Origin of the sequence: Pelomonas sp. Root1237, from assembly GCF_001425055.1 — a bacterium.
Classification (GTDB): domain Bacteria; phylum Pseudomonadota; class Gammaproteobacteria; order Burkholderiales; family Burkholderiaceae_C; genus Pelomonas.
Genome location: NZ_LMDK01000012.1, coordinates 154,218 through 174,769, shown reverse-complemented (window position 1 = coordinate 174,769; position 20,552 = coordinate 154,218). Strand labels below are relative to the sequence as shown.

General features: G+C 68.7%; 24 protein-coding genes. 12 read left to right on the top strand and 12 right to left on the bottom strand.

Annotated elements, in window-relative coordinates; all coding sequences use genetic code 11:
• Positions 1-22: 22 nt before the first annotated feature.
• From paaA to ASC91_RS08685, 5 genes are all read right to left on the bottom strand, one after another.
• The gene (gene paaA / locus ASC91_RS08705; protein ID WP_056195235.1) at positions 23-1,027 is read right to left on the bottom strand and encodes a 1,2-phenylacetyl-CoA epoxidase subunit PaaA; all 1,005 of its coding nucleotides are present in this window, start codon (positions 1,025-1,027) and stop codon (positions 23-25) included.
• A 114-nt stretch (positions 1,028-1,141) separates the two neighbouring features.
• Positions 1,142-2,440 carry a phenylacetate--CoA ligase PaaK gene (gene paaK, locus ASC91_RS08700; RefSeq protein ID WP_056195233.1) on the bottom strand — a complete coding sequence of 433 codons (1,299 nt, stop codon included), beginning with the start codon at positions 2,438-2,440 and terminating at the stop codon, positions 1,142-1,144.
• Positions 2,437-2,865, bottom strand: coding sequence for a hydroxyphenylacetyl-CoA thioesterase PaaI (paaI, locus tag ASC91_RS08695; RefSeq protein ID WP_056195228.1), 429 nt, complete (start codon positions 2,863-2,865; stop codon positions 2,437-2,439). Before paaI ends, paaK begins: the two co-directional genes overlap by 4 nt.
• The gene (locus tag ASC91_RS08690) at positions 2,865-3,668 is read right to left on the bottom strand and encodes an enoyl-CoA hydratase-related protein (RefSeq protein ID WP_056195227.1); all 804 of its coding nucleotides are present in this window, start codon (positions 3,666-3,668) and stop codon (positions 2,865-2,867) included. Before ASC91_RS08690 ends, paaI begins: the two co-directional genes overlap by 1 nt.
• Before the next feature lie 74 nt (positions 3,669-3,742).
• The gene (locus tag ASC91_RS08685) at positions 3,743-4,684 is read right to left on the bottom strand and encodes a carbohydrate kinase (protein WP_056195223.1); all 942 of its coding nucleotides are present in this window, start codon (positions 4,682-4,684) and stop codon (positions 3,743-3,745) included.
• A gap of 72 nt (positions 4,685-4,756) precedes the next feature.
• On the opposite strand from ASC91_RS08685, the gene moaA reads away from it, so the two are divergent.
• Genes moaA through ASC91_RS08670 form a run of 3 tightly spaced genes read left to right on the top strand, consistent with a single transcriptional unit; the run spans position 4,757 to position 6,939 of the window.
• Positions 4,757-5,869: a GTP 3',8-cyclase MoaA gene (gene moaA / locus ASC91_RS08680; RefSeq protein ID WP_056195220.1), complete on the top strand. Its 1,113-nt coding sequence runs from the start codon at positions 4,757-4,759 to the stop codon at positions 5,867-5,869.
• Positions 5,862-6,422 carry a molybdenum cofactor guanylyltransferase MobA gene (gene mobA / locus ASC91_RS08675; protein WP_235531910.1) on the top strand — a complete coding sequence of 187 codons (561 nt, stop codon included), beginning with the start codon at positions 5,862-5,864 and terminating at the stop codon, positions 6,420-6,422. Before moaA ends, mobA begins: the two co-directional genes overlap by 8 nt.
• Positions 6,415-6,939, top strand: coding sequence for a GNAT family N-acetyltransferase (locus ASC91_RS08670; RefSeq protein ID WP_082532541.1), 525 nt, complete (start codon positions 6,415-6,417; stop codon positions 6,937-6,939). Before mobA ends, ASC91_RS08670 begins: the two co-directional genes overlap by 8 nt.
• Here the strand turns inward: ASC91_RS08670 and ASC91_RS08665 are convergent.
• Positions 6,925-7,530: a YceI family protein gene (locus tag ASC91_RS08665; RefSeq protein WP_235531909.1), complete on the bottom strand. Its 606-nt coding sequence runs from the start codon at positions 7,528-7,530 to the stop codon at positions 6,925-6,927. The two genes, ASC91_RS08670 and ASC91_RS08665, sit on opposite strands and share 15 nt — an antisense overlap.
• A gap of 103 nt (positions 7,531-7,633) precedes the next feature.
• Between ASC91_RS08665 and ASC91_RS08660 the strand changes: the two genes are divergently transcribed.
• From ASC91_RS08660 to ASC91_RS08640, 5 genes are all read left to right on the top strand, one after another.
• Complete coding sequence (locus ASC91_RS08660; RefSeq protein ID WP_056195208.1) at positions 7,634-8,173, top strand: DUF962 domain-containing protein; 540 nt, start codon at positions 7,634-7,636, stop codon at positions 8,171-8,173.
• Between the two features lie 12 nt (positions 8,174-8,185).
• The gene (locus ASC91_RS08655; RefSeq protein ID WP_056195206.1) at positions 8,186-9,199 is read left to right on the top strand and encodes a 2-dehydropantoate 2-reductase; all 1,014 of its coding nucleotides are present in this window, start codon (positions 8,186-8,188) and stop codon (positions 9,197-9,199) included.
• A gap of 85 nt (positions 9,200-9,284) precedes the next feature.
• On the top strand, positions 9,285-9,863 hold the full coding sequence (locus ASC91_RS08650; protein WP_056195203.1) for a cysteine hydrolase family protein: 579 nt from the start codon (positions 9,285-9,287) through the stop codon (positions 9,861-9,863).
• Entirely contained in the window at positions 9,856-10,833 is a 978-nt protein-coding gene (locus ASC91_RS08645; protein WP_235531908.1) for a GlxA family transcriptional regulator, read from the top strand. Before ASC91_RS08650 ends, ASC91_RS08645 begins: the two co-directional genes overlap by 8 nt.
• A gap of 146 nt (positions 10,834-10,979) precedes the next feature.
• Positions 10,980-11,225, top strand: coding sequence for a hypothetical protein (locus tag ASC91_RS08640; RefSeq protein WP_056195195.1), 246 nt, complete (start codon positions 10,980-10,982; stop codon positions 11,223-11,225).
• Between the two features lie 53 nt (positions 11,226-11,278).
• On the opposite strand, the gene ASC91_RS08635 is transcribed toward ASC91_RS08640, so the two are convergent.
• From ASC91_RS08635 to ASC91_RS08625, 3 genes are all read right to left on the bottom strand, one after another.
• Complete coding sequence (locus ASC91_RS08635; protein WP_056195191.1) at positions 11,279-12,418, bottom strand: serine hydrolase domain-containing protein; 1,140 nt, start codon at positions 12,416-12,418, stop codon at positions 11,279-11,281.
• 10 nt (positions 12,419-12,428) lie between these two features.
• Positions 12,429-14,585, bottom strand: coding sequence for a TonB-dependent receptor (locus tag ASC91_RS08630; RefSeq protein ID WP_082532539.1), 2,157 nt, complete (start codon positions 14,583-14,585; stop codon positions 12,429-12,431).
• Positions 14,586-14,694: 109 nt separating this feature from the next.
• Positions 14,695-15,702, bottom strand: coding sequence for an AraC family transcriptional regulator (locus ASC91_RS08625; protein ID WP_162247756.1), 1,008 nt, complete (start codon positions 15,700-15,702; stop codon positions 14,695-14,697).
• 262 nt (positions 15,703-15,964) lie between these two features.
• Here ASC91_RS08625 and ASC91_RS08620 point away from each other — a divergent pair, with 262 nt between their 5' ends.
• The 4 genes from ASC91_RS08620 (at position 15,965) to ASC91_RS08605 (ending at position 18,088) form a co-directional block, all read left to right on the top strand.
• On the top strand, positions 15,965-16,408 hold the full coding sequence (locus tag ASC91_RS08620; RefSeq protein WP_056195183.1) for a hypothetical protein: 444 nt from the start codon (positions 15,965-15,967) through the stop codon (positions 16,406-16,408).
• 107 nt (positions 16,409-16,515) lie between these two features.
• Positions 16,516-17,283 carry a TerC family protein gene (locus tag ASC91_RS08615; RefSeq protein ID WP_056195180.1) on the top strand — a complete coding sequence of 256 codons (768 nt, stop codon included), beginning with the start codon at positions 16,516-16,518 and terminating at the stop codon, positions 17,281-17,283.
• Positions 17,284-17,312: 29 nt separating this feature from the next.
• Positions 17,313-17,690, top strand: coding sequence for a DUF1801 domain-containing protein (locus tag ASC91_RS08610; protein WP_200955253.1), 378 nt, complete (start codon positions 17,313-17,315; stop codon positions 17,688-17,690).
• Positions 17,690-18,088: a hypothetical protein gene (locus tag ASC91_RS08605; protein ID WP_235531907.1), complete on the top strand. Its 399-nt coding sequence runs from the start codon at positions 17,690-17,692 to the stop codon at positions 18,086-18,088. The genes ASC91_RS08610 and ASC91_RS08605 overlap by 1 nt, the downstream gene beginning before the upstream one ends.
• Here the strand turns inward: ASC91_RS08605 and ASC91_RS08600 are convergent, their stop codons facing one another.
• The 3 genes from ASC91_RS08600 to ASC91_RS08590 all read right to left on the bottom strand — a co-directional run bounded on the left by ASC91_RS08600 (position 18,089) and on the right by ASC91_RS08590 (position 20,331).
• Positions 18,089-18,931 carry an urease accessory protein UreD gene (locus ASC91_RS08600; protein WP_235531906.1) on the bottom strand — a complete coding sequence of 281 codons (843 nt, stop codon included), beginning with the start codon at positions 18,929-18,931 and terminating at the stop codon, positions 18,089-18,091.
• Positions 18,921-19,565 (bottom strand): urease accessory protein UreG, encoded by a 645-nt coding sequence (ureG, locus tag ASC91_RS08595; RefSeq protein ID WP_056195175.1) that lies wholly within the window; start codon positions 19,563-19,565, stop codon positions 18,921-18,923. The genes ASC91_RS08600 and ureG overlap by 11 nt, the downstream gene beginning before the upstream one ends.
• 79 nt (positions 19,566-19,644) lie before the next feature.
• Positions 19,645-20,331, bottom strand: a complete 687-nt coding sequence (locus ASC91_RS08590; RefSeq protein ID WP_056195172.1) for an urease accessory protein UreF — start codon at positions 20,329-20,331, stop codon at positions 19,645-19,647.
• Positions 20,332-20,552 lie beyond the last annotated feature (221 nt).

Below are 20,552 nucleotides of genomic sequence, written 5' to 3'. Positions count from 1 at the left end.
GGGTCGTTCTTCGGATTGCTCATCACGCTGCCTCTTGTTTAACGGCTTGCTTGCGGGCATGCGCCAGGGCCGCGTCGCGCACCCAGGCGCCGTCGTCCCAGGCCTTGTTGCGGGCGGCCAGGCGCTCGCGGTTGCAAGGGCCTTCGCCGCCCACCACGCGCCAGAACTCGCTCCAGTCGATCTCGCCGAAGTCATAGCTGTCGCGCTCGGCATTCCACTTGAGCGCCGGGTCCGGCACGGTCACGCCGAGGATGTCGGCCTGTGGGATGGTCGCGTCGACGAACTTCTGGCGCAGCTGGTCGTTGGTGACGCGCTTGATGCCCCAGCGCATGCTCTGCTCGGAGTTGGGCGAGTCCTTGTCGGCCGGGCCGAACATCATCAGCGACGGCCACCACCAGCGGTTCACCGCGTCCTGCACCATGGCCTTTTGTTGGTCCGTGCCCTTTTGCATCATCGTCAGCAGGCTCTCGTAGCCCTGGCGCTGATGAAAACTCTCCTCGCGGCAGACGCGGATCATGGCCCGCGCATACGGCGCATAGGAGCAGCGGCACAGCGGCACCTGGTTCATGATGGCGGCACCATCCACCAACCAGCCGATGACGCCGATGTCGGCCCAGGTCAGCGTCGGGTAGTTGAAGATGGAGCTGTACTTGGCCTTGCCCGACAGCAGCGCCTCGGTCATCTCGTCGCGGCTGGTGCCCAGGGTCTCGGCGGCGGCGTAGAGGTAGAGACCATGGCCGCCCTCGTCCTGCACCTTGGCCAGAAGAATCGCCTTTCGCTTGAGCGTCGGCGCGCGCGTGATCCAGTTGCCCTCGGGCAGCATGCCGACGATCTCGCTGTGCGCGTGCTGGCTGATCTGGCGCACCAACGTCTTGCGGTAGTGCTCGGGCATCCAGTCCTTGGCTTCGATGAATTCGCCAGCGTCGATGCGAGCTTCAAACGCTTCCTCGCGGGCCAGCTCCTCGGCGCTTTTGACGACCTTGGGCTTGGCCTCGCGAGCCATCAGGTCCATTGCTTGCGTGTACATATCAAGCTCCTCGATTCAAAAACACGAACAAAGCCACAGAGGCACTGAGACAGAGAGAAGAGGCTTCTGAATTCCTCCGTGTCTCTGTGCCTCTGTGGCTGTGTTTTGCATTCATCACTTCTTGCGTTGATCGACGACGCGGCGGGCCTTGCCCACCAGCGTGCGTTCGATGGAATTGTTCGGCTCGACCTGGATGGTCGCCGTCACGCCGATCAGGTTCTTGATGCGCTCCGACAGCCTACGTCCAATGCCGTCGTCGGTGGCGCCCAGCGCCAGCTCGCAGCGGATCAACAACTCATCCAGCGGCCCGTTGCGGCTGACCACGAGCTGGTATTGCCCGCCCAGGCCCTTCTCCTGCAGCACCAGCTCCTCGACCTGGGTTGGGAACAGGTTGACGCCGCGGATGATCAGCATGTCGTCACTGCGGCCGACGATCTTGCCCATGCGGCGCATGCTGCGGGACGTGGGCGGCAGCAGGCGCGTCAGGTCGCGGGTGCGATAGCGGATGACGGGCATCGCTTCCTTGGAGAGCGACGTGAAGACCAGCTCGCCTTCGGACCCGTCGGGCAGCACCTCGCCCGTCTCGGGGTCGATGATCTCGGGGTAGAAATGATCTTCCCAGATGACCGGGCCGTCCTTGCTCTCGACGCACTCGCTGGCCACACCCGGGCCCATCACTTCGGACAGGCCGTAGATGTCCACCGCGTCGATACCGGCGCTGGCCTCGATGTCGCGGCGCATCGCCTCGGTCCAGGGTTCGGCGCCGAAGATGCCGACCTTCAGCGACGACTCGCGCGCATCGAGCCCCTGGCGGGTGAACTCCTCCACCAGCACCTGCATATAGCTGGGCGTCACCATGATGATGTCGGGCTTGAAATCGGTGATCAGCTGCACCTGCTTCTCGGTCTGGCCGCCGCTCATCGGGATGACGGTGCAGCCCAGGCGCTCGGCGCCGTAATGCGCGCCCAGTCCGCCGGTGAAGAGGCCGTAGCCATAGGCCACATGCACCAGGTCGCCCGCGCGGCCGCCGGCGGCGCGGATGGAGCGCGCCACGAGGTTGGCCCAGTGGTCGATGTCCTTCAGCGTGTAGCCGACCACCGTGGGCTTGCCCGTCGTGCCGGACGACGCGTGGATGCGCGCCAGTTGCTGACGCGGCATCGCGAACATGCCGAACGGGTAGTTGGCGCGCAGGTCGTGCTTGGTCGTGAACGGGAACTTCGCCAGGTCGGCGAGCGTCTTCAGGTCGCCCGGATGCACGCCGGCTTCGTCGAACTTGGCCTTGTAGTGCGGCACGTTGTCGTAGGCGTGCTGCAGGCTCCAGCGCAGGCGTTCGAGCTGCAGGGCCTGCAGCTCGTCACGGCTGGCGGTTTCGATGGCTTCGAGCTCTCCGGGGCGCGGACCTTTGACCGTCATGCTTCGAACACCTTTCTGTCGCCCAACCGGTATGAGCGGCCACGGAACACGGCGATGAGATCACCGTTCTGGTTCTTCACCGTGATGTCGTAAAGCCCCGTGCGGCCGGCCAGCGATGTTTCCTCGGCGGTGGCGGTCAGCACATCGCCGAGCCTGGCCGACTTCAGGATATCGATGCCAAAGCCGGAGGCCACCGTCAGCGCATTGCGGCTGTTGCAGGCAAAGGCAAAGGCGGAGTCTGCGAGCGTCGCGATCAGGCCGCCGTGGCAGATGGCAAAGCCGTTCAGCATGTCGGCCCGCACCGTCATCGCCGCAACCGCGCGGCCGGGGCCGACCTCGGCGATCTGCATGCCCAACATCTTGCTCGCCGCATCGTCGGTGAGCATGACGTCGCGGACCTTTTCGGCAACGGCTTGCGCATCCATCAGCGGTCCTTGAACTCGGGCTTGCGCTTGTCCATGAACGCCGCCACGCCTTCGAGATAGTCATGCGAAAAGCCGAGTTGGCTCTGCAAGGCCGCCTCGAGCTTGAGGGCGGGCTCGAAGTCGAGCTTCAGTGCCTCGTCCAGCGCGCGGCGCGTCTCGACCAGCGCACGCGTGGGCATGCCGGCCAGCTTCTGCGCGATGGCCATGGCGGTGTCCTGCAATTCGGCGTCGGGCACCACGCGCGAGATCAAACCCAGCCGCTCAGCCTCCACCGCCTTGAGCTTGTCGCCCAGCAACGCCAGCTCCAGCGCCTTGGCACGGCCCACCAGCCGCGGCAGCAGCCAGGTACCGCCGCAGTCCGGCAGCAGGCCGATCTTGGAGAAGGCCTGCAGGAAGCTGGCACTCTCGCCCGCCAGCACGAGGTCGCAGCCGAAGGCCATGTTGGCGCCAGCGCCGGCCGCCACGCCGTTGACGGCGGCCAGCACCGGCACCGGCATGCTGCGCAGCCGCAGCGCCAGCGGGATGTAGTAGTGATCCAGCATGTGGCCGATGTCCTTCGGAGCCGCACCGGGCTCGCGGCTGGGCGCCACATGCGGATCGGCCAGATCCTGGCCGGCGCTGAAGGCGCGGCCGGCGCCGGTGATCAGCACGCAGCGCGTGGCGCTGTCCTCGGCCGCCGCTTCCAGTGCCTGGCGGAGCTGGCCCAGCATGGCCGCAGTGAAGGCATTGAGCGCCTCGGGGCGGTTCAGGCGCAGCAGGCGCACGCCACCATGCTGTTCGATCTGGATCAGGTGTTCGGACATGGAATTTCTCTACCGACCGGTCGGTTAATCGTAGGAGCCTACGGGATTGGGATCAAGTAGTGCCAGGGAAAACCCTAGTCTTTGGCGATCTCAACGCGGTCCGCGAGCGCAGTGACCAGGGCTGGCCGCGGCGGCGCAAAACCGGCCACCGTGCAGGCGGCAGCCCCGGCTGCCAGAGCCCACCGCAGGTGATGCCCGGCTGGCGCACCGGCATTGCGCATCAGGCTGTCCAGCAGGCCGGCCAGGGCCGAATCGCCGGCGCCAACGGTGTCCACCACGTCCACTCGCGGCGGCCGGCCCGTGGCCTCCTCGACACCGTGATACAGCGTCGCCCCCACCTCGCCGCGCGTCAGCAGCAGCCAGGCACCAGGGTTCCAAGCGGCGATTTGGGCCAGGCCTGAGCGGTAGTCAGGCACGCGGAACAACCCGCGCAGGTCCTCGTCGGACACCTTGATGACATCGGCCAGCCGGCACATCTGCTCCAGCGTGTCGTCGTAGCTCGCGTCCATCGGCGGCGCGCGGAAGTTGGGGTCGTAGCTGATGAGACGACCCTCGCTCTTCAGCGCCTCAGCCAGTGACAGCAGCCGCCCCGCCAGCGGCTGGCGCACCAGGCCCAGGCTGCCGAAATGGGCCCAGCGCAGCCCACGCGTCCAGCCCATGGGCAGGCCTTCGGGGCGGAAATGCAGGTCGGCGCTGTCGTGGCCGATGAAGAAATAGCGCGGCGGGTCGACCTCGTGCACCACAGCCAGCAGCGGCGGCCGTGCCAACTGCTGAATGAAGCGCATGTCCAGGTTGGCCTCCTGGCTGCACTGCCAGATCTCGGCACCGAAAGGGTCCTGGCTGATGGCACCGGCAAAGGCACTCAGCTGGCCCAGCGTCGACATCGCGACCGCCACATTCCAGGGCGAACCGCCGCAGGCGCTGCGCCAGCGGTCCGGCCCGATGCGGATCAGATCGGTCAGCGCTTCGCCAAACGCAATGAACTGCGGCAGGTCGGGGTGAAGGATCTCGGCCATTCGTGCCGATTCAAACGCGCCCGGGCAACCGCCGCAAGTGCCAGGAGATTCGCCCGCTGACACAATCCCGGCATGACCGCCCGCGTGATTCCCCTGCACGACGCTCGCTCGCTACGCGTCGAGCCGCCGGCCTTGGCCAGCCAGACCGGTCTCCCACTGGCCGACGTGCTAGGCCGGCCGCTGCGTGACCTGCGCATCTCGGTCACGGACCGCTGCAATTTCCGCTGCGGCTACTGCATGCCGAAGCAGGTTTTTGACAAACACCATGAATTCCTGCCCCATGCCGATCTCCTCAGTTTTGAGGAGATCGAGCGGCTGGCCCGGGTCTTCGTCGGCCTGGGCGTCGAAAAACTGCGCATCACCGGCGGCGAACCGACGCTGCGCCGCCACCTCGAAACCCTGATCGGGATGCTGGCCCAGCTGCGCACGCCCGATGGCCGCGAGCTGGACCTGACGCTGACCACCAACGGCTCGACGCTGGTGAAAAAGGCGGCCAGTTTGCGGGCCGCCGGGCTGAAGCGCCTGACCGTCAGCCTGGACGGGCTGGACGACGCCGTCTTCCAACGCATGAACGACGTCGGCTTTCCCGTGGCGGACGTGCTGGCCGGCATCCACGCGGCGCAGGCCGTGGGCCTGGGGCCGATCAAGGTCAACATGGTCGTGCAGCACGGCGTCAACGACGACCAGATCCTGGCGATGGCGCGCCACTTCAGGCATAGCGGCATCGTGCTGCGCTTCATCGAATACATGGACGTCGGCGCCACCAACGGCTGGCGCATGGACCAGGTGCTGCCGAGTAGCGAGGTGCAGCGGCGCATCGCGGCGGAGTTCCCCATCACGCCGCTGTCGCACAGCGCTCCAGGCGAGACGGCCGAGCGCTGGGCCTATGCCGACGGCGCCGGTGAGATTGGCTTCATCTCCAGCGTGACCCAGGCCTTCTGCGGCGACTGCAACCGCGCCCGGCTGTCGACCGAGGGGCGGCTCTACACCTGCCTGTTCGCCCATCGCGGGCATGATTTGCGCGGCCTGCTGCGTGGTGAGGAATCGGTCACCGACGGGCAACTCGCCAGTGCCATCGCCGGTGTCTGGAGCGGCCGCGCGGACCGCTATTCGCAGCTGCGCGGCCAGGGCGATCCGACGCCTGATGGCGAACGCCGCGTCGAGATGCATTACATCGGTGGATGAGCTTCACGCCCTCGTTCTGGCCGGCGGGCGCGGCTCGCGCATGGGCGGTGCGGACAAGGGCTTGCAGCTGTTGCACGGCCGCCCGCTCGTCAGTCACGTCATCGAGCGCCTGGCACCGCAGGCGCGCCATGTGCTGATCAGCGCCAACCGCAACCTGGACAGCTACCGCGCCTTGGGCCACGAAGTGCTGCCTGACCCGCCTGGGCTTGAGTTCGCCGGCCCGCTGGCCGGCATGTTGGCCGGCCTCGACGCCCTCCCCGACGACGCCTGGCTGCTGACCGCGCCTTGCGACTGCCCTCACCTGCCGCTGGATCTGGCCCGGCGCCTGCTGGCCGTCGCGAAGCCCCATGGCCTCGCCTTCGCCCAGGCCGGGCGCGAACACCCGACCCATGCGCTGCTGCATGCCCGACTGCGCGAACCGTTGAGAGCCCATCTCGACGCCGCTGGTCGGGCCGTGCTCGGCTGGATGAGCGGCCGGCCCCATGGCATCGCACACTTCGACGACGAAACCGCCTTCGCCAACTTGAACCACCTCACCGATCTGCATGACTGAGGCCCATATCCGTCCCATGCTCGAGCCCGACCTGCTCGCCTACAAAGCGCTGCGCGACGCCATGCTGGCCGGCCACCCCGAGGCCTTCACGTCAGACGCCGAGACCGAAGGCCAGCGCGACCTGTCCAGCTACCGCAACCGCCTGGCCGGCGGCAGCAAGGGCGGCACGTTGTTCACGCTGGTGGCGCTGGACGACGCCCGCCTCGTCGGCGCGCTGACCTGCGAACGCGAACCGCGTGTGAAGGTGCAGCACATCGCCCACCTGATCGGCATGATGGTGTCCGACACCCATCGCGGTCGCGGCATCGGTCGGACCCTGCTCATCGCGGCCATCGCCAAGCTCAAGGCCACGCCCGGCCTGGCCCAGGTCACGCTGAGCGTGACGTCCACCAACCGCGGTGCCATCGGTCTCTACGAGAGCCAGGGCTTCGTGCGCTATGGATGTTTGCCGGACGCGATACGCCTGCCCGACGGGCGCAGGCTGGCCAAGGACTTGATGGTTTTACGGCTCGACTAGCTCGAACTGCACCACCAGCGCGTCCTGCACCGCCAGCAGCCCGCCCAGCACGGTGAACGGCTGGATGCCGAAGTCGCTCTGCCGGATGACCACCTCGCCGCGCGCACGCTTGGCTGCGATCTCGACGACGAACCACTGCCTGCGCGTCGCGCCATGCAGGGTGATCTCCGCCTCGACGACGCGCTGGCCGCCCTCGCCGAGCAGCTGCAGCGTGCGCACGACGACCTCCGGGTGGGCCGCCGCATCCAGCGCCTTCAGCAGATTGGCGCGCGTGCCGGCGCGCGCCTCGTTGTCAACGGTGCTGGCAAAGGCCGGCCCCAGGCGTTCACGCAAGGCCTGCGGGTCAATCTCCAGCGCGTCCAGCCGGAAGCTCAGCATCGGTCCGGCCGCCGGCCAGTCCACGCGCAAGTCACCGGTTCGCAGCACGTGGTTGTGGCCCAGGCGCGCCGCCGTGCCGCCGCGAAAGACGAGGATGCGCAGCTCGTTTCCGGTGGCCTCCGCCGTCACGCGGGCGGGCGGCGGGCTGGCGCAACCGGCCAGCGCGGCCAGCGTCGCCATCAGTAACAGACGGCGCTTCGGTGTCGTTTGCACACTCAACTCAGGGGTTCTCCGAGGGATTTTGTAAGCCGGCGCACAACGATGCTGCGCCATGCTGGACTAGCATAGCCACCATCCTCCTCAACGGAGCCTGCCCATGGCCAGCCTGTTCCGCCCCGCCCTCGACCTGATGGCGCAATACGCCGCCTATCACCGCGACCGCCGCAACATCGCGACCCATTTCGTCGGTATTCCCCTCATCGTCTTCGCCATCAGCGTGCTGCTGGCGCGCGCCGAGTTCTCAGTGGGCGACGCGCCGATGAATGCGGCCATCGTGCTGTGGGCCCTCAGCGCGCTCTGGTACTTGACGCGCGGCAACCTGGCGCTCGGCGTGGCCACCACGGTCGTCAACGGCATGCTGACGGCACTGGCGATGATCGCGGCCCAGGGTTCGATGACGAGCTGGCTGGTCATCGGTGTCGGCAGCTTCGTGGTCGGCTGGGTGTTCCAGTTCATTGGCCACTATTACGAAGGCAAGAAGCCAGCCTTTGTCGACGACCTCGTCGGCCTCCTCGTCGGCCCGATGTTCGTCGTCGGCGAGGGCATGTTCATGCTGGGCTGGGGCCGTGCGCTGTTGGCCGAGATCGAACGCCGCGTGGGGCCGACGCATCTGCGCGACCTGGCTCACCCCGTCTGATCCGCTGAACCCATGACCGGCGTTCTTGTGATGGGCGCCGGCTCCGTTGGCTGCTTTGTCGGTGGCCTGACCCAGCTGGCCGGCGTGCCGGTCCACTTCGTCGGCCGCCCGCGCGTACTGGCCAACCTGCGCAAGCACGGCCTGCGCCTGACCGACCAGGACGGCCTGGACCGCCACATCCCAGCACTCGACCTGCGCCTGCACGAGGAACCGCCCGCCGGCCTCAAGCCCGACCTGGTGCTGCTGTGCGTGAAGTCTGGCGCCACCGCCGAAGCCGCCACGGCCCTGGACCTGACGCTGCCGCTGGGCACGCCCGTCGTCAGCCTGCAGAACGGCATCGCCAATGCCGACGCCGCCCGCGCCGCCGCCCCACAGCTGCACTGGCATGCGGGCATGGTGCCCTACAACATCGCCGAGATCGGACCCGGCCGCTACCACCGTGGCACCGGTGGGTCGCTCGCGGCCGAGGGCTCGGCCGAGGATCTGGCCCTGGCCGCCTGGCAGACGGCCCTGGCCCGCATGGGTATGGGGTTGGAGCTGTATGCGGACCTGGCGCCGGTGCAATGGGGCAAGCTGCTGCTGAACCTGAACAACCCCGTCAATGCTTTGTCCGGCCGGCCGCTGCGCGACGAGTTGCTGGAGCGCGGCTACCGCCGCGTGTTGGCGGCGCTGCAGGAGGAAGCCCTCAACCTGCTGAACGCCGCGCAGCGCCCGGTCGCCCAGCTCACGCCGCTGCCACCGCGCCGGCTGATCACGCTGCTGCGCATGCCGACCTTCATCTTCCGCCTGGCCGCCGCGCGCATGCTGCGCATCGATGCCAAGGCCCGCTCCAGCATGGCCGACGACCTGACGCAGGGCCGCACGACCGAGATCGACGCGCTGTGCGGCGAGATCGTCCGCCTGGCGCGCAGCCAGGGACGCAGCGCACCGCTGAGTGCGCGCATGCTGAACCTCGTCGAGTCCTGGCCCAAGCGCCGCCGGCCCTACACGCCGGCCGAGCTGCTGAGCGCTCTAGGTTTGTCCTGAATTGATCCATCTCCGTCTGCCAGCGCGTGGCGGCGGATGCATGATGGCGGAACACTGAAGGCCTCAACCAACAACGAGGCCCACCATGACCACTGCCCTCATCGTCATCGACGTCCAGCACTCCTTCACCCAGCGCCCCAGCTTCGAAACCGACGGCCTTGCCGCCTACCTGGCCGCGCAAAACCGCCTCATCGAGGGCTTCGAGGCCGCCGGCCTGCCCATCGTGCGCGTCTTCCACGTGCAGCCCGATGCGACCGGCGCCGACCCCTTCAGCCTGGAAAGCGGCCATGTGCGCCCGCTCGAAGGCCTGCGCGACTTCAAGGCCGACCTGACCGTGCACAAGACCCGCCACAGCGCCCTCGTCGGCAGCGGCCTGGACGTCTGGCTGACGCAGCAAGGCATCCGCCAGCTCGTCATCAGCGGCATCCGCACCGAGCAATGCTGCGAGACGACGACACGCCATGCGTCCGACCTCGGCTGGGAGGTCATCTACGTGCCCGAGGCGACACTCACGTTCACGATGCAGCACCCCGACGGCTCGCCCCTGACACCCGCCCAGCTCCGCGCCCGCACGGCCGCCGTGCTGGACGGCCGCTTCGCCCGGATCATGAATGCCGAAGGCGCGCTACGGGCCGTCACCCAAAAGGACGCCGCGATTGCCTGAACCCAAGCAGGTCTTGTTCGTCCTGCAGGACGACAGCCTCGTTCTCGACTGGGCCGGGCCCGCCGAGGCCCTGCGCCTGGCCAGCCTGGAGATCGCCGCGCTGAAGCTGGATGTCGCGCCCTTTGCCCTGCGCTTCGCCGGCACGCGCAGCGAATCCACAGGCTCGGTGGGCATCCAGCTGCAGGCGCTGGAGCCGCTGCCGGAAGATCTGCCCGATGGCAGCTGGATCGTGCTGGTCGGCCGCACCTCGGCCGCGGAGGCGAAGTCGCAAGCGGCCCGGCGCGAACTCATCGCCTGGCTGTCTCGCCTGGCACCTGGCCGCCCTGGGCTGCGCCTGGTCACCGTCTGCTCCGGCGCCCTGCTCGCGGCCCATGCCGGCCTGCTCGACGGCCGCCGGGCGACCACGCACCACCAGCATCTTGGCGACCTTGCCCGCCTCGCGCCCCGCTGCACCGTGCTGCAGGACCGCGTCTTCGTGCAGGACGGCGAGGTGTTCACCAGCGCCGGCGTGACGGCCGGCATCGACCTGGCCCTGCATCTGATCGCCGCGCATGCCGGCGAGCTGGTCGCCGCGCGCGTCGCCGAGCAGATGGCCGTGGCGCTGCGCCGTGGCCCGGGCGACCCCGAGCTGTCGCCTCTGCTGGCCCACCGCCAGCACCTGAATGCGCGCCTGCACCGCGTGCAGGACGCGCTGAGCGTGGCACCGGCCGAGGACTGGCCGCTGGAGCGCATGGCCGACCTCGCCGCGACCACGCCGCGCACGCTGAGCCGCCTGTTCGCCCAATACGCCGGCACCAGCCCCCAGGCCTATCTGCGCGGCGTGCGCCTGGCCGTCGCCAAGCGTTCGCTGGAGGCCGGCGCCAGCGTCAGCGCGGCCAGCGAGGCGGCCGGTTTCAACTCCGAGCTGCAACTGCGCCGCGCCTGGGCCGCGGTCGGCTGGCCGGGCACGCCATCCAGCGCCAGGCGCTAACGCAGGGCCTGGGTGGCGCCGGTTCGTCCCGCGCAATTGCAGTTCATCCGCCCGCGCCGGCGATCCGTCGCCCGGCACTCGCGGCGCCCGGGGTCAGTGACGAAACTGCAATCACTGACACAGCGAACCACCCACCGGAGCCCACCATGAACACCGCCGCCAAGACCTTCATCGTCGCCATCGCTTCCGTCGCCGCCGCAGCCGCTGCCGGTGTGAGCCTGGCCAACCGCACGGCGGCTCCGGCCACCGAGATCGTGAAGCTGGAACGCGTGGTCATCGTTGGCAAGCGTGCCGAAGCGCCGGTGGTGGCCCAGCTGCCGCGCGTCGTCATCGAAGGCCGTCGTGACGTGACCGCGGTAGCCGCCGCCCAGACGCCGGTCTGGATCGTCTGAGCCCCACGCTGCCGTCAGTCACCCCACCCGCCGCTGGCGGGTTTTTTCTTTTTCTAGGCGCAACAGGCATAAAGCGCCTGCACCAGCATCGCCGCGTTAGGCCCGCCAACAACACCCGGCGCCATGCGGTTCATCATGTAGGCGAGGCAGAGCCGCCTCTGCACGTCCACCAGCACCAGCGACCCGCCCCAGCCGCCCCAGAAGCAGATGCGCTGCTCGGGGATGAAGGGCAGCGTGGCCGGTTCGGGCAGGCCGTAGCCGATGCCCATGCACAGCGGCACGCCGAGCACGAGGTCGATGCCGCGGGCCTGCACGTCGAAGATGCGATCTACGGTCTGCGGCTTGAGCCAGCGCCGGCCGGCCAACGTGCCCTCGCAGGCAACGATGGACTGCAGCCGCGCCACCGAGCGCGCATTGCCATGGCCGTTAGCGGCGCCGATGTCGGCCCGGCACCAGTCCTCGCGATGGCTGTAGGCCGCGTCGGGGGCCGGGTTGCCCAGGGTGCGCAGCATGGGGCTGTCGGGCGGGATGGCCGAGAAGTCGACCGGCATGGGCGGTGGCGGCACAACGCGGGCCACGCGCGCATCGTGCTCGGGCGGCAGGCCGATGTGGAAGTCGGCGCCCAGCGGCCCGGCCAGCTCGCTCGCCAGAAAGGCGCCGGTCCTCTGCCCGGTGATGCGGCGGATCAGCTCGCCGACCAGATGGCCGTAGTTCAGCGCGTGATAGCCCGAAGCGCTGCCCGGCGTCCACCAGGGCGACTGCGCCGCCAGCAGCGCCGTGCTGCGCTCCCAATCGCACAGGTCGCCCATGCCCATGGGCTGCTCCCAGCCGCTGACGCCCGAGGTGTGGCCCAGCACGTCGCGCACCAGGATGCCGCTCTTGCCGTTGGCGGCGAACTCGGGCCAGTAGGCGACCACGGGCGCGTCCAGGTCCAGCTCGCCGCGGTCGGCCAGCAGCAGGGCGCACAGCGAGGTCATGGTCTTGGTGGTGGACCAGACATGGGTCAGCGTGTTCCGGTCCCAGGGCTGCTGCTGCGCCTCGTCGCGCCAGCCGCCCCAATGGTCGAGCACCAGCTCGCCCTCGATGGTCAGCGCCAGCGAAGCGCCCAGGTCGTCGCCGCGCTCGAACAGCGCGTCGAAGGCATGGGCGAGCGGTTCCCAGCGGAGCTGGTGGTGGCCCAGCAGATGCTTCATAGCGGTCTCCTCAGAAGTCGTAGCTCGCGCCGATGGCAAACTGGCGCGGCGGCGTGTAGGTGACCTGGCGGGCGGCGCCCAGCAACGGCGAGGCGATGCTCATGCTGGTGTAGGCCGTCGTGTCGGCCACGTTGCGCACATTGGCCCAGAGCTTCCAGTGGCCGGCAGCCGGCCGCAATGTGGCGGTGAGGTTCAGGAGGCCGTAGGCGCCCTGCATCGCATCCGGCGTGTTGAACTCGGTGAAATAGAAGCGACCGCGCCAGCTGTAGTCGGCGCGCAGCGTGGTGCGCAGCTCACCGAGGCTGGCAGCCCATTCGGCGCCGAGGGTGACTTGCTGCTTGGACGCCTGGGCGAGCTGCCGGCCGCGCACATTGACCGGCGTCGTCGGTGCGTTGCGCAGGTCGACATTGGTGAAGTCCGTGTACTTCGGCGTCATCAGGCCGAGGCCGACCGACAGCGTCAACGGCGCGATGGGCTTGACCGCGGCCTCGATCTCGACACCATCGATGCGCGCCGCCGACGCGTTGGCCAGGAGGGTCGTCGCCTGGCCAACCTGCGAGACCTGCATGTCCTTGTAGCGGCTGCTGAAGACGGCGGCGCTGAGCACGCCGCGGCGCTCCAGGAACTCGGTCTTGAAGCCGAGTTCGATGCTGCTGACCTTCTCCGGCTTGACGAGATTCGGCTGCAGCGCGCCGAGGTTGACCGCGCCCGACTTGAAGCCATGCGCCCAGCGCGCATAGGCCAGCGTGCCGGCGGCCGGCTTGTATTCGACGCCGACGCTGCCCGGCGTGCTGGTCCAGCCGTCGCTCGGGTGGCCGGTGCCGGCCAGACCGAAGGCGGCGATGTTCTGGTATTCGTCGGCACGCTTGCTGTCGTGGTTGACGCGCAGGCCGGCCAGCAGCGACCACTGCGGATTCAGCATGTAGCGCAGGTCGGCGTAGGCGGCGCTGGAGCGCGTGTGCACGCTCCCGCCCAGCAGGAAGCCGACGCCGCCCGGGAAGGGCACGGTCAGCGGCGCACCCGGCACGAGGAAACCCAGCGGCACCTGGGTGAGGATGGTGATGTCCTGGCTCTGGTCGAACTGCAGGGCCGTGACGCCGACCAGCCATTGCAACGGGCTGCCATCGTCGGAGGCCAGATGGATGTCCAGGCTCTTGTCGGTGCTGCCGGTCAGGAAGCCCGAGCTCGTGACCGCGGCCTCGGTGGTGTCGCTGTCCCAGAGCCGGTCGACCTTGCTGCGCCGCCAGCTCAGGGACGCGCTCAGAGTGTTCGTGCCAATAGGCAATTCCAGCAGCGCCTGCGCCGTGTTGACCTCGACGCGGTTGCTCGAGCCCTGGCTCTTGACGACGCGCGGGTCGCTGCTTTGCGTGACGCCATGGAGCAGCACCGGAATGGACACCGGATCGGGCAGCACCGGCACGCTCATGCCGGCGTCGCGCTCGCGGTAGTGGCCGGCCACAAAGCGCAGCGTGCCATGGCCGCCGAGGCTGGATTGCAGCTGGGCGCGCAGTGCGCGGCTGGACTGGTCGTCCAGGCGCCGCGGCCCCTCGGCCAGCGGGTTGCGGGTGTAGCCGTCGGCCTCCTTGATCTGATACGACAGCCGCCCTTCCAGCCCATCGCTCAAAGGCCCGGAGACAAAGCCCTCGCTCTCATGCCGGTTGTCGCTGCCGAACAGCAGGCCGACGCGCGCCTGCAGCGTGGAGGTCGGCAGCGCCGAGATGATGTTGACCGCGCCGCCGGTGGCATTGCGGCCGTAGAGGGCGCCCTGGGGCCCGCGCAGGATCTCGACGCGCTGGGTGTCGAACAGGGCGGTGTTGGAGCTGGTCTGGTCCGACACATAGGCGCCGTCGGCATACAGGGCCACGCCGGGGTCCCCGCCTGCCAGGATGAAGACATTGCCGATGCCGCGCACGAAGAGTTGGGTTGCGCCCTGTCCGTTGGTGAACGAGGTGTTGGGGCTGAGCATGACGAGGTCGGCCAGGCCGGTGTCGCCACGCTCGGCCAGGCGGGCGCCGTTCAGCGCGGTGATGGCGGTGGGCGTGGTGTCCAGCACCGTCACGCGGCGTTCGGCCGTGATGACGACGCGCTCGATCTGGTTGGTTTCAGGAGCGGTCTGGGCCGCCGCCAGCGTGGACGCCACGGCAAGCGCAATAGGGCTGAGTCTCATGCTCTGTCTCCGGTCGCCGCGTCTGTGTGGCGGCGTAAGAGCATGGTCGCGAGCCCGCTGGGAGCCGGCTATGGCGAATCGGCAGCGCGATGTGCCGAATCGGAACTTCTCAGCCCTTCAGCGTCTCACTCGGTGATTCGCCAAAGCGCTCGCGGTAGCGCGCCGCGAAGCTGCCAAGCTGCCAGAAGCCCCATTGCGCGGCGACAGAGGTCACCGTGACGCCCGGTGCGGCGGAGCGCAGCTCCTCGCGCGCCCGGTCCAGCCGGTACTGCTGCAAATAGCGCTGTGGCGACACGCCGAAATGGCGCTCGAAGCCGCTTGCCAGCGCGCGCACGCCGACGCCGGCAGCGCGGGCGATCTCGGCCACCGACGGCGCCTCGGACGCGTGGGCGTGGATGTAGTCGCGTGCCCGCCGCGTGGAGGCAGGCAGTGCGGCCGGAGCATCCAACCCGCGGGTGTAGTTGTTGGGCCAGGCCAGCAGCAGCTCGAACAGGGCCGCGTCGCGCAGGCCGTCCTCCAGCCGCGCGGCGGCCGCATGCGGGTAGGCCGGCGTGGCGGCCAGGTGGCCGAGCACACGCAGCAGGGCCGCCACCGGCGCGCCGCCGGCCTGGGCGCGGCCCTCGAAGCGCAGCGCATGGGCCATGTCCGAGCCCAGCAGCGCGCGGCAGGCGCTGCCCATGTCGGCGTCCGCCACGCGCAGGTTCAGCAGTTCCATGTCACCCGACATCTCCAGCCCCTGCACCTCGTCGGGCGCGATGACACCGGCATCACCAGCGCCGTACAGGTCGCGCCGGCCGCCACGCCAGACTTCCCCCTGGCGAAGATAGGAAAACACCCAATGCCCATGGGCGCGCGGCATGGCCATGCGGGTGGACGTGCCATAGCGCACCTCGCCCAGGTGCAGGCGGGCGAACTCGGCGCCGCGCAGCTTCAGCGCCAGGCCGTTCTCGTCGCCGATGCGCAGGGCATGCGGGCCATAGACGCCACTGAGCACGGCCTGGGCCTCGTCGGGGTTGCTGGTCTCACAGACGGCGACGAGGCGCGAGTTGCTCAGCGCGGCATCGACCTCGGCCCCTTGCAGGGGCTGGTCGGCGCTGACGGCGGCGGTGGGCAGCATGGCCGGGTTGTAGGCCAATTCCCGGCCCGCCGCCATTGGTGCAATGCGTGGACGCGACAGTCACCCCCGAGACAGGCGTGACGAAGCGCATCCCCTAGTTCGAGCCGTCCCCAAGCTGTCCGTGCAACCCGTCGCAATCGCGCCGAACTCGGTGGCCGATTTGCCGCCCCGGTCGCATCGCTGTCCTCGCGGCCGCCCCGTTTCACACACTGCCGCCGCCCGCAGCCTCACGCTGACGTGCATCAACCCCAAGGAGCAAGCCATGAACTTCAAAGCCACCCTGTGCGCCGCCGCCGCGGCCTTTTCCCTGTGCCTGTCGCTGCCGGCCCTGGCCGAGGATTCCAGCTACACGCCGGGCTCGGTCTGGTTCTTCTCCAACATCCAGATCGAGCCGGGTCATTTCGAGAAATACATGGACTACCTCGGCACCAACTGGAAGAAGGTGCAGGAGCTGGGCAAGAAGGAAGGCATCATCGTCTCGTACCACGTGCTGGCCGTGAACGCCCAGCGCCATGGTGAGCCCGACCTGGTGCTGGCCGTCGAGATCAAGGACTACCAGAACAACGCCCAGCAACTGGCCTTCCAGAAGAAGATCGAAGCCATGCTGGCGACCGACACGCGCAAGCAGGACGTCGCCGCCGGCGAGCGCGGCGCCATGCGCAAGCTGATCGGCAATATGCAGCTGCAGGAACTGATCCTGAAATAGGCCGCAGGCCCACACCCAAAGCAAAACCGAAGCTTCGTTCAGCCTGAGGCTGTCCGCGGCCGGCAGGGCGCTGGCGACAATGCCCGGCTCACCACGGACCGCCCGCCATGCTCGAACTGCTTTCCGACCCGCAGACCTGGATCGCCCTCGCCACGCTGACCGCGCTGGAGCTGGTACTGGGCATCGACAACATCATCTTCATCAGCATCCTGGTGGACAAGTTGCCCAAGGCCCAGCAGGAAACCGCGCGGCGTGCGGGCCTGTTCGCAGCGATGTTCATGCGCATCGGCCTGCTGATGGTGCTGGCGTGGATCGTCGGCATGGTCGAGCCGCTGTTCAACGTGCCCGGCGTCGAACGGGGCATCTCGGGGCGCGACCTCATCCTCATCGGCGGCGGCCTCTTCCTGATCTGGAAGAGCACCGGTGAAATCCACGGCTCGCTCGAAGGCGAGGACGAAGACACCAGCGCCGGCGGCAAGGCCAAGGCGGCCTTTGGCGCCGTCATCCTGCAGATCATGGTCATCGACCTGGTGTTCTCGCTGGACTCCATCATCACCGCCGTCGGCATGGTGGACGACGTGCGCATCATGATTGGCGCCGTCATCGCCTCGGTCGGTCTGATGATGCTGTTCGCCGGCCCCATCGGCCGTTTCGTGTCCAACCACCCGACCATCAAGATGCTGGCCCTGAGCTTCCTGGTCGTCGTCGGCGTGGTGCTGGTCGCCGAGGGCTTCGGCCACCACGTGCCCAAGGGCTATATCTACTTCGCGATGGCCTTCTCGCTGGGTGTGGAGATGATGAACATCAAGATGCGCCGCAAGTCGGCCAGCAAGGTCAAGCTGCGCCAGCAGATCCCTGGCAGTTCGGGCGATTGAAGCGATGATCCGCGGTCATGGAAAAGCTGATGCGTTTCCCGACCGCGGTCCCGCACGATCCGGACATTGAGGCCTGGATGCAGGCCCATACGGGCGCGCTGGGCGACATTGCCCGGCACTGGTTCGACGCCATGCGCCGCTGCGGCGCCGACGTGCGCGAACTGCTGCATGACGGCCACCCGACCGCCTGCGTCGGCGACGCGGCCTTCGGTTACGTCAATGCCTTCACGGCCCACGTCAATGTCGGCTTTTTCAAGGGCGCCGAGCTGGCCGACCCGGCCGGCCTGCTGCAGGGCACGGGCAAGGCCATGCGCCATGTCAAACTCCGGCCCGCCGAGCCCGTCGACGAGCCCGCCCTGCGGGCACTGATCGAGACAGCCTGCGCCGACATGCGCAGGCGCCGGTGATGGCGCTGCGCCTGCAGCCGTTCGAGGCCTTCGACGACCTGCCCTTCAGCCTGAGCGTCGAGGAGCTGGTCGCAAGGCTGGGGCCGCCCAACCAACATTCCCGCAACGCGGCCGCGCTGGACGAGTACGACTACGGCCACACCGTGCTGCGCTTCCAGGACAGCGGCCGCCTTGAGGAGATCACCCGCCGCGCGCCGGTGCTGCAACTGGACACGGTCGTCATCCCCTTTGCCGCGCTGGGCGGCTTCGTGCTCGCGCAGGATGCCGACGCCTTCGAGCGGGCCGGCTTTCTCGTCAGCCCGACCCTGGGCATCGCCTTCGTGCCAGAGGAGCCCGACTGGGTCACCGCGCTGGCGCGGCATTGCATTCCGACATGGCGGGCGCTGGAGCAGCGCTGATCAGGTGGCCCAGATGCGCGGGTCTGTGCTCGACAACGCCCACAGCCGCTGGCGCCAAAGCGCCCTCACCCGCCGCAGCGCCAGCGTTACCGTCTCGACTTCGTCGCCGACGACGCGGGCAAGCAGCATTGCGCCGCGCGGGCTGGCCAGATGCGTGACGCCGCTGCGTGCCACGTCGTCCAGCAAGGCGCGGCTGTGGGTCAGCAGCGCGTCCACATCAGCCAGTGTGCCGGTCTGCGCATAGACCAGCGTGCCGAGCACCCGATGGCCGGCCAGGCCACAGGGGCCGTCCATCAGCGCCGCGTCCGTCGCATCCAGCCAGCCACGGTCCAGCCATTGACCGGTGATCTCCAGATGCTGCAGCATCCGGCCGGTCACGAAGGGTTGCGCCGCGGCGGGCAAGCCCAGGCCCAGCACCTCGGTCGCGAACAGGCTGGCGCCCGGCGCGAGGCTGAGCTTCACTTCGTTGCGGGCGATGCAATCCGGATAGGCCAGCGTCTCCTGCGGCAGCCATTCCAGCCGCGCGCCCTGGCCCACCGTGGCCTGCACGACCTGGGCGGCCTGACCCGCGTTGGATCGGTAGAAGCGCGTTGCGGCCGGTGTGGTGACGAGTAGATGAGCGCCGGCCTGCACATCGATGTGGATGTCGAGGCGGTCCCCGCCGACCAGGCCGCCGGGCGGATGCACGAGCACTGCGTGCGCAATGCCGGCGCCCTCGGGGTAGAGGGTCTTCAGCAGGCGCAGCGGGCCGTCGTGGCGGGCATGCACGCGGGTGGCGTTGCCGCCATCGCGCGCCGCGCTCAGCGTCAGGCGCGCCGGCCAGCGGATGGGATCAACCGACAAGCAGGCCCTTGGTCTCGATGAAGCGCACCACCTCGTCCAGGCCGTCGCGCGTCTTCAGGTTGGTCATGACCCAGGGCTTGACGGGCCGCATGCGGGCGGTGTCACTGCGCATGACGTTCAGGTCGGCGCCGACATGAGGCGCCAGGTCGGTCTTGTTGATGACGAAGAGGTCGCTCTTGGTGATGCCGGGGCCGCCCTTGCGCGGGATCTTCTCGCCGGCGGCCACGTCGATGACGTAGATGGTCAGGTCAGACAGCTCGGGGCTGAAGGTGGCCGCGAGGTTGTCACCGCCGCTCTCGACGAAAACGATGTCGGCGTCGGGGAACTTCTCCAGCATGCGGTCCACGGCCTCGAGGTTGATGGAGCAGTCCTCGCGGATGGCGGTGTGCGGGCAGCCGCCGGTCTCCACACCCATGATGCGTTCGGGCTCCAGCGCGCCGGCCACTGTCAACAGGCGCTGGTCTTCCTTGGTGTAGATGTCGTTGGTGACGACAACCAGGTCCCAGCGCTCGCGCATGGCCTTGCACAGCATCTCGACGAGGGTGGTCTTGCCAGAGCCCACGGGGCCACCGACACCGACACGCAAAGGCGGTAGCTTCTTGGTGCGGTTGGGAATTGCGTGCAAGGGAGTCATGTGAGCCCCCCAACCTGCCGCTGAGCGTCAGGCCCCCCGAGGGGGATAAAAAAACTTGGAGCGGTCCGGCGTTTTTTTGTCATGAGCGGAACAGTCGTGAATATTGATTTTCGTGGCGGGCGCCATGGATGCCGAGCAGCGGCGCGAAGGCCATGGGCTCGGGCGCTGCCAACGCGGTCGCCACGGCTTGCGGGATGACTTGCACGAGGCGTGCCAACAGGCGCTGCCCCGAGGTCTGGCCCAGGGGCACGCAACGCACCGCGGCCTGCATCAGGTTCTCCGCCCAACCGAAGGCGATGGCCTGCAGCGCCGGCTCCAACGCAGCACCGCGGGACGCCGCGACTGCACCCATGACGACGGGCCAGGTCGGCGCCGGTTTGAGCTTTTGCAGCAGGGGCAGCACCGCGGCATCGGGCATCAGGCCCTGCATCCAAACCACGAGGCTGCGGCCCATCTGCTGGGCCTGCTGCAGGCTCTCGCTGGTTTCGCGCGTCTGCAGCACCCAGGCATTGAGTTCTGCCAGCCGCGCGCCATCAAGCGCCAGCGTCGCCGCGTGCGCCGCCGCCGCGATCGGCAGCTCGGCGCGCGCCTGCACGAGTTCGAGCTGGTTCAGCAGCCAGTCGCCGGCACTGGTCTCGTCATGCACGACGCCGGCGTCGACCGCGGCCTCCAGGCCCTCGGAATAGCTGAAGCCGCCGACCGGCAAGGCCGGCGAGGCCAGCCAGAGCAGGTGCAGCAGCGAGGTGGGGGCAGCGGGGGTCGGCATGGGGCGATTCTGGCCCCGCCAGACGCACCCAACCTTCGCCATCAGAAGTGGAATGCGACGCCCGCGCCGTAGAAGCGCGCCGAGAGAGTCTGCTTGGGGGTCGTTGCTGCCCCAGCCTTGCAGGTCAGGCCGCGTCCAGTCGGTGGCCACTGGGGGCGACGGCCTGCGGCGGGCGGCATGCTAGTCGCGAGTTGTGCCGTGCTGCAGCCATCGGCGGCATC

Bases quoted from the DNA above. Each gene is read 5' to 3' on its own strand.
- ASC91_RS08590 (WP_056195172.1), bottom strand. From the start codon at position 20,331: ATGCCGACCCCCGCTGCCCCCACCTCGCTGCTGCACCTGCTCTGGCTG.
- ASC91_RS08670 (WP_082532541.1), top strand. From the start codon at position 6,415: ATGACTGAGGCCCATATCCGTCCCATGCTCGAGCCCGACCTGCTCGCC.
- ASC91_RS08615 (WP_056195180.1), top strand. From the start codon at position 16,516: ATGCTCGAACTGCTTTCCGACCCGCAGACCTGGATCGCCCTCGCCACG.
- ASC91_RS08630 (WP_082532539.1), bottom strand. From the start codon at position 14,585: ATGAGACTCAGCCCTATTGCGCTTGCCGTGGCGTCCACGCTGGCGGCG.
- ASC91_RS08605 (WP_235531907.1), top strand. From the start codon at position 17,690: ATGGCGCTGCGCCTGCAGCCGTTCGAGGCCTTCGACGACCTGCCCTTC.
- ASC91_RS08685 (WP_056195223.1), bottom strand. From the start codon at position 4,684: ATGGCCGAGATCCTTCACCCCGACCTGCCGCAGTTCATTGCGTTTGGC.
- ASC91_RS08620 (WP_056195183.1), top strand. From the start codon at position 15,965: ATGAACTTCAAAGCCACCCTGTGCGCCGCCGCCGCGGCCTTTTCCCTG.
- ASC91_RS08640 (WP_056195195.1), top strand. From the start codon at position 10,980: ATGAACACCGCCGCCAAGACCTTCATCGTCGCCATCGCTTCCGTCGCC.
- ASC91_RS08650 (WP_056195203.1), top strand. From the start codon at position 9,285: ATGACCACTGCCCTCATCGTCATCGACGTCCAGCACTCCTTCACCCAG.
- ASC91_RS08660 (WP_056195208.1), top strand. From the start codon at position 7,634: ATGGCCAGCCTGTTCCGCCCCGCCCTCGACCTGATGGCGCAATACGCC.
- paaK (WP_056195233.1), bottom strand. From the start codon at position 2,440: ATGACGGTCAAAGGTCCGCGCCCCGGAGAGCTCGAAGCCATCGAAACC.
- ASC91_RS08625 (WP_162247756.1), bottom strand. From the start codon at position 15,702: ATGCTGCCCACCGCCGCCGTCAGCGCCGACCAGCCCCTGCAAGGGGCC.
- ASC91_RS08610 (WP_200955253.1), top strand. From the start codon at position 17,313: ATGCGTTTCCCGACCGCGGTCCCGCACGATCCGGACATTGAGGCCTGG.
- ASC91_RS08655 (WP_056195206.1), top strand. From the start codon at position 8,186: ATGACCGGCGTTCTTGTGATGGGCGCCGGCTCCGTTGGCTGCTTTGTC.
- ASC91_RS08635 (WP_056195191.1), bottom strand. From the start codon at position 12,418: ATGAAGCATCTGCTGGGCCACCACCAGCTCCGCTGGGAACCGCTCGCC.
- moaA (WP_056195220.1), top strand. From the start codon at position 4,757: ATGACCGCCCGCGTGATTCCCCTGCACGACGCTCGCTCGCTACGCGTC.
- ureG (WP_056195175.1), bottom strand. From the start codon at position 19,565: ATGACTCCCTTGCACGCAATTCCCAACCGCACCAAGAAGCTACCGCCT.
- ASC91_RS08690 (WP_056195227.1), bottom strand. From the start codon at position 3,668: ATGTCCGAACACCTGATCCAGATCGAACAGCATGGTGGCGTGCGCCTG.
- paaI (WP_056195228.1), bottom strand. From the start codon at position 2,865: ATGGATGCGCAAGCCGTTGCCGAAAAGGTCCGCGACGTCATGCTCACC.
- paaA (WP_056195235.1), bottom strand. From the start codon at position 1,027: ATGTACACGCAAGCAATGGACCTGATGGCTCGCGAGGCCAAGCCCAAG.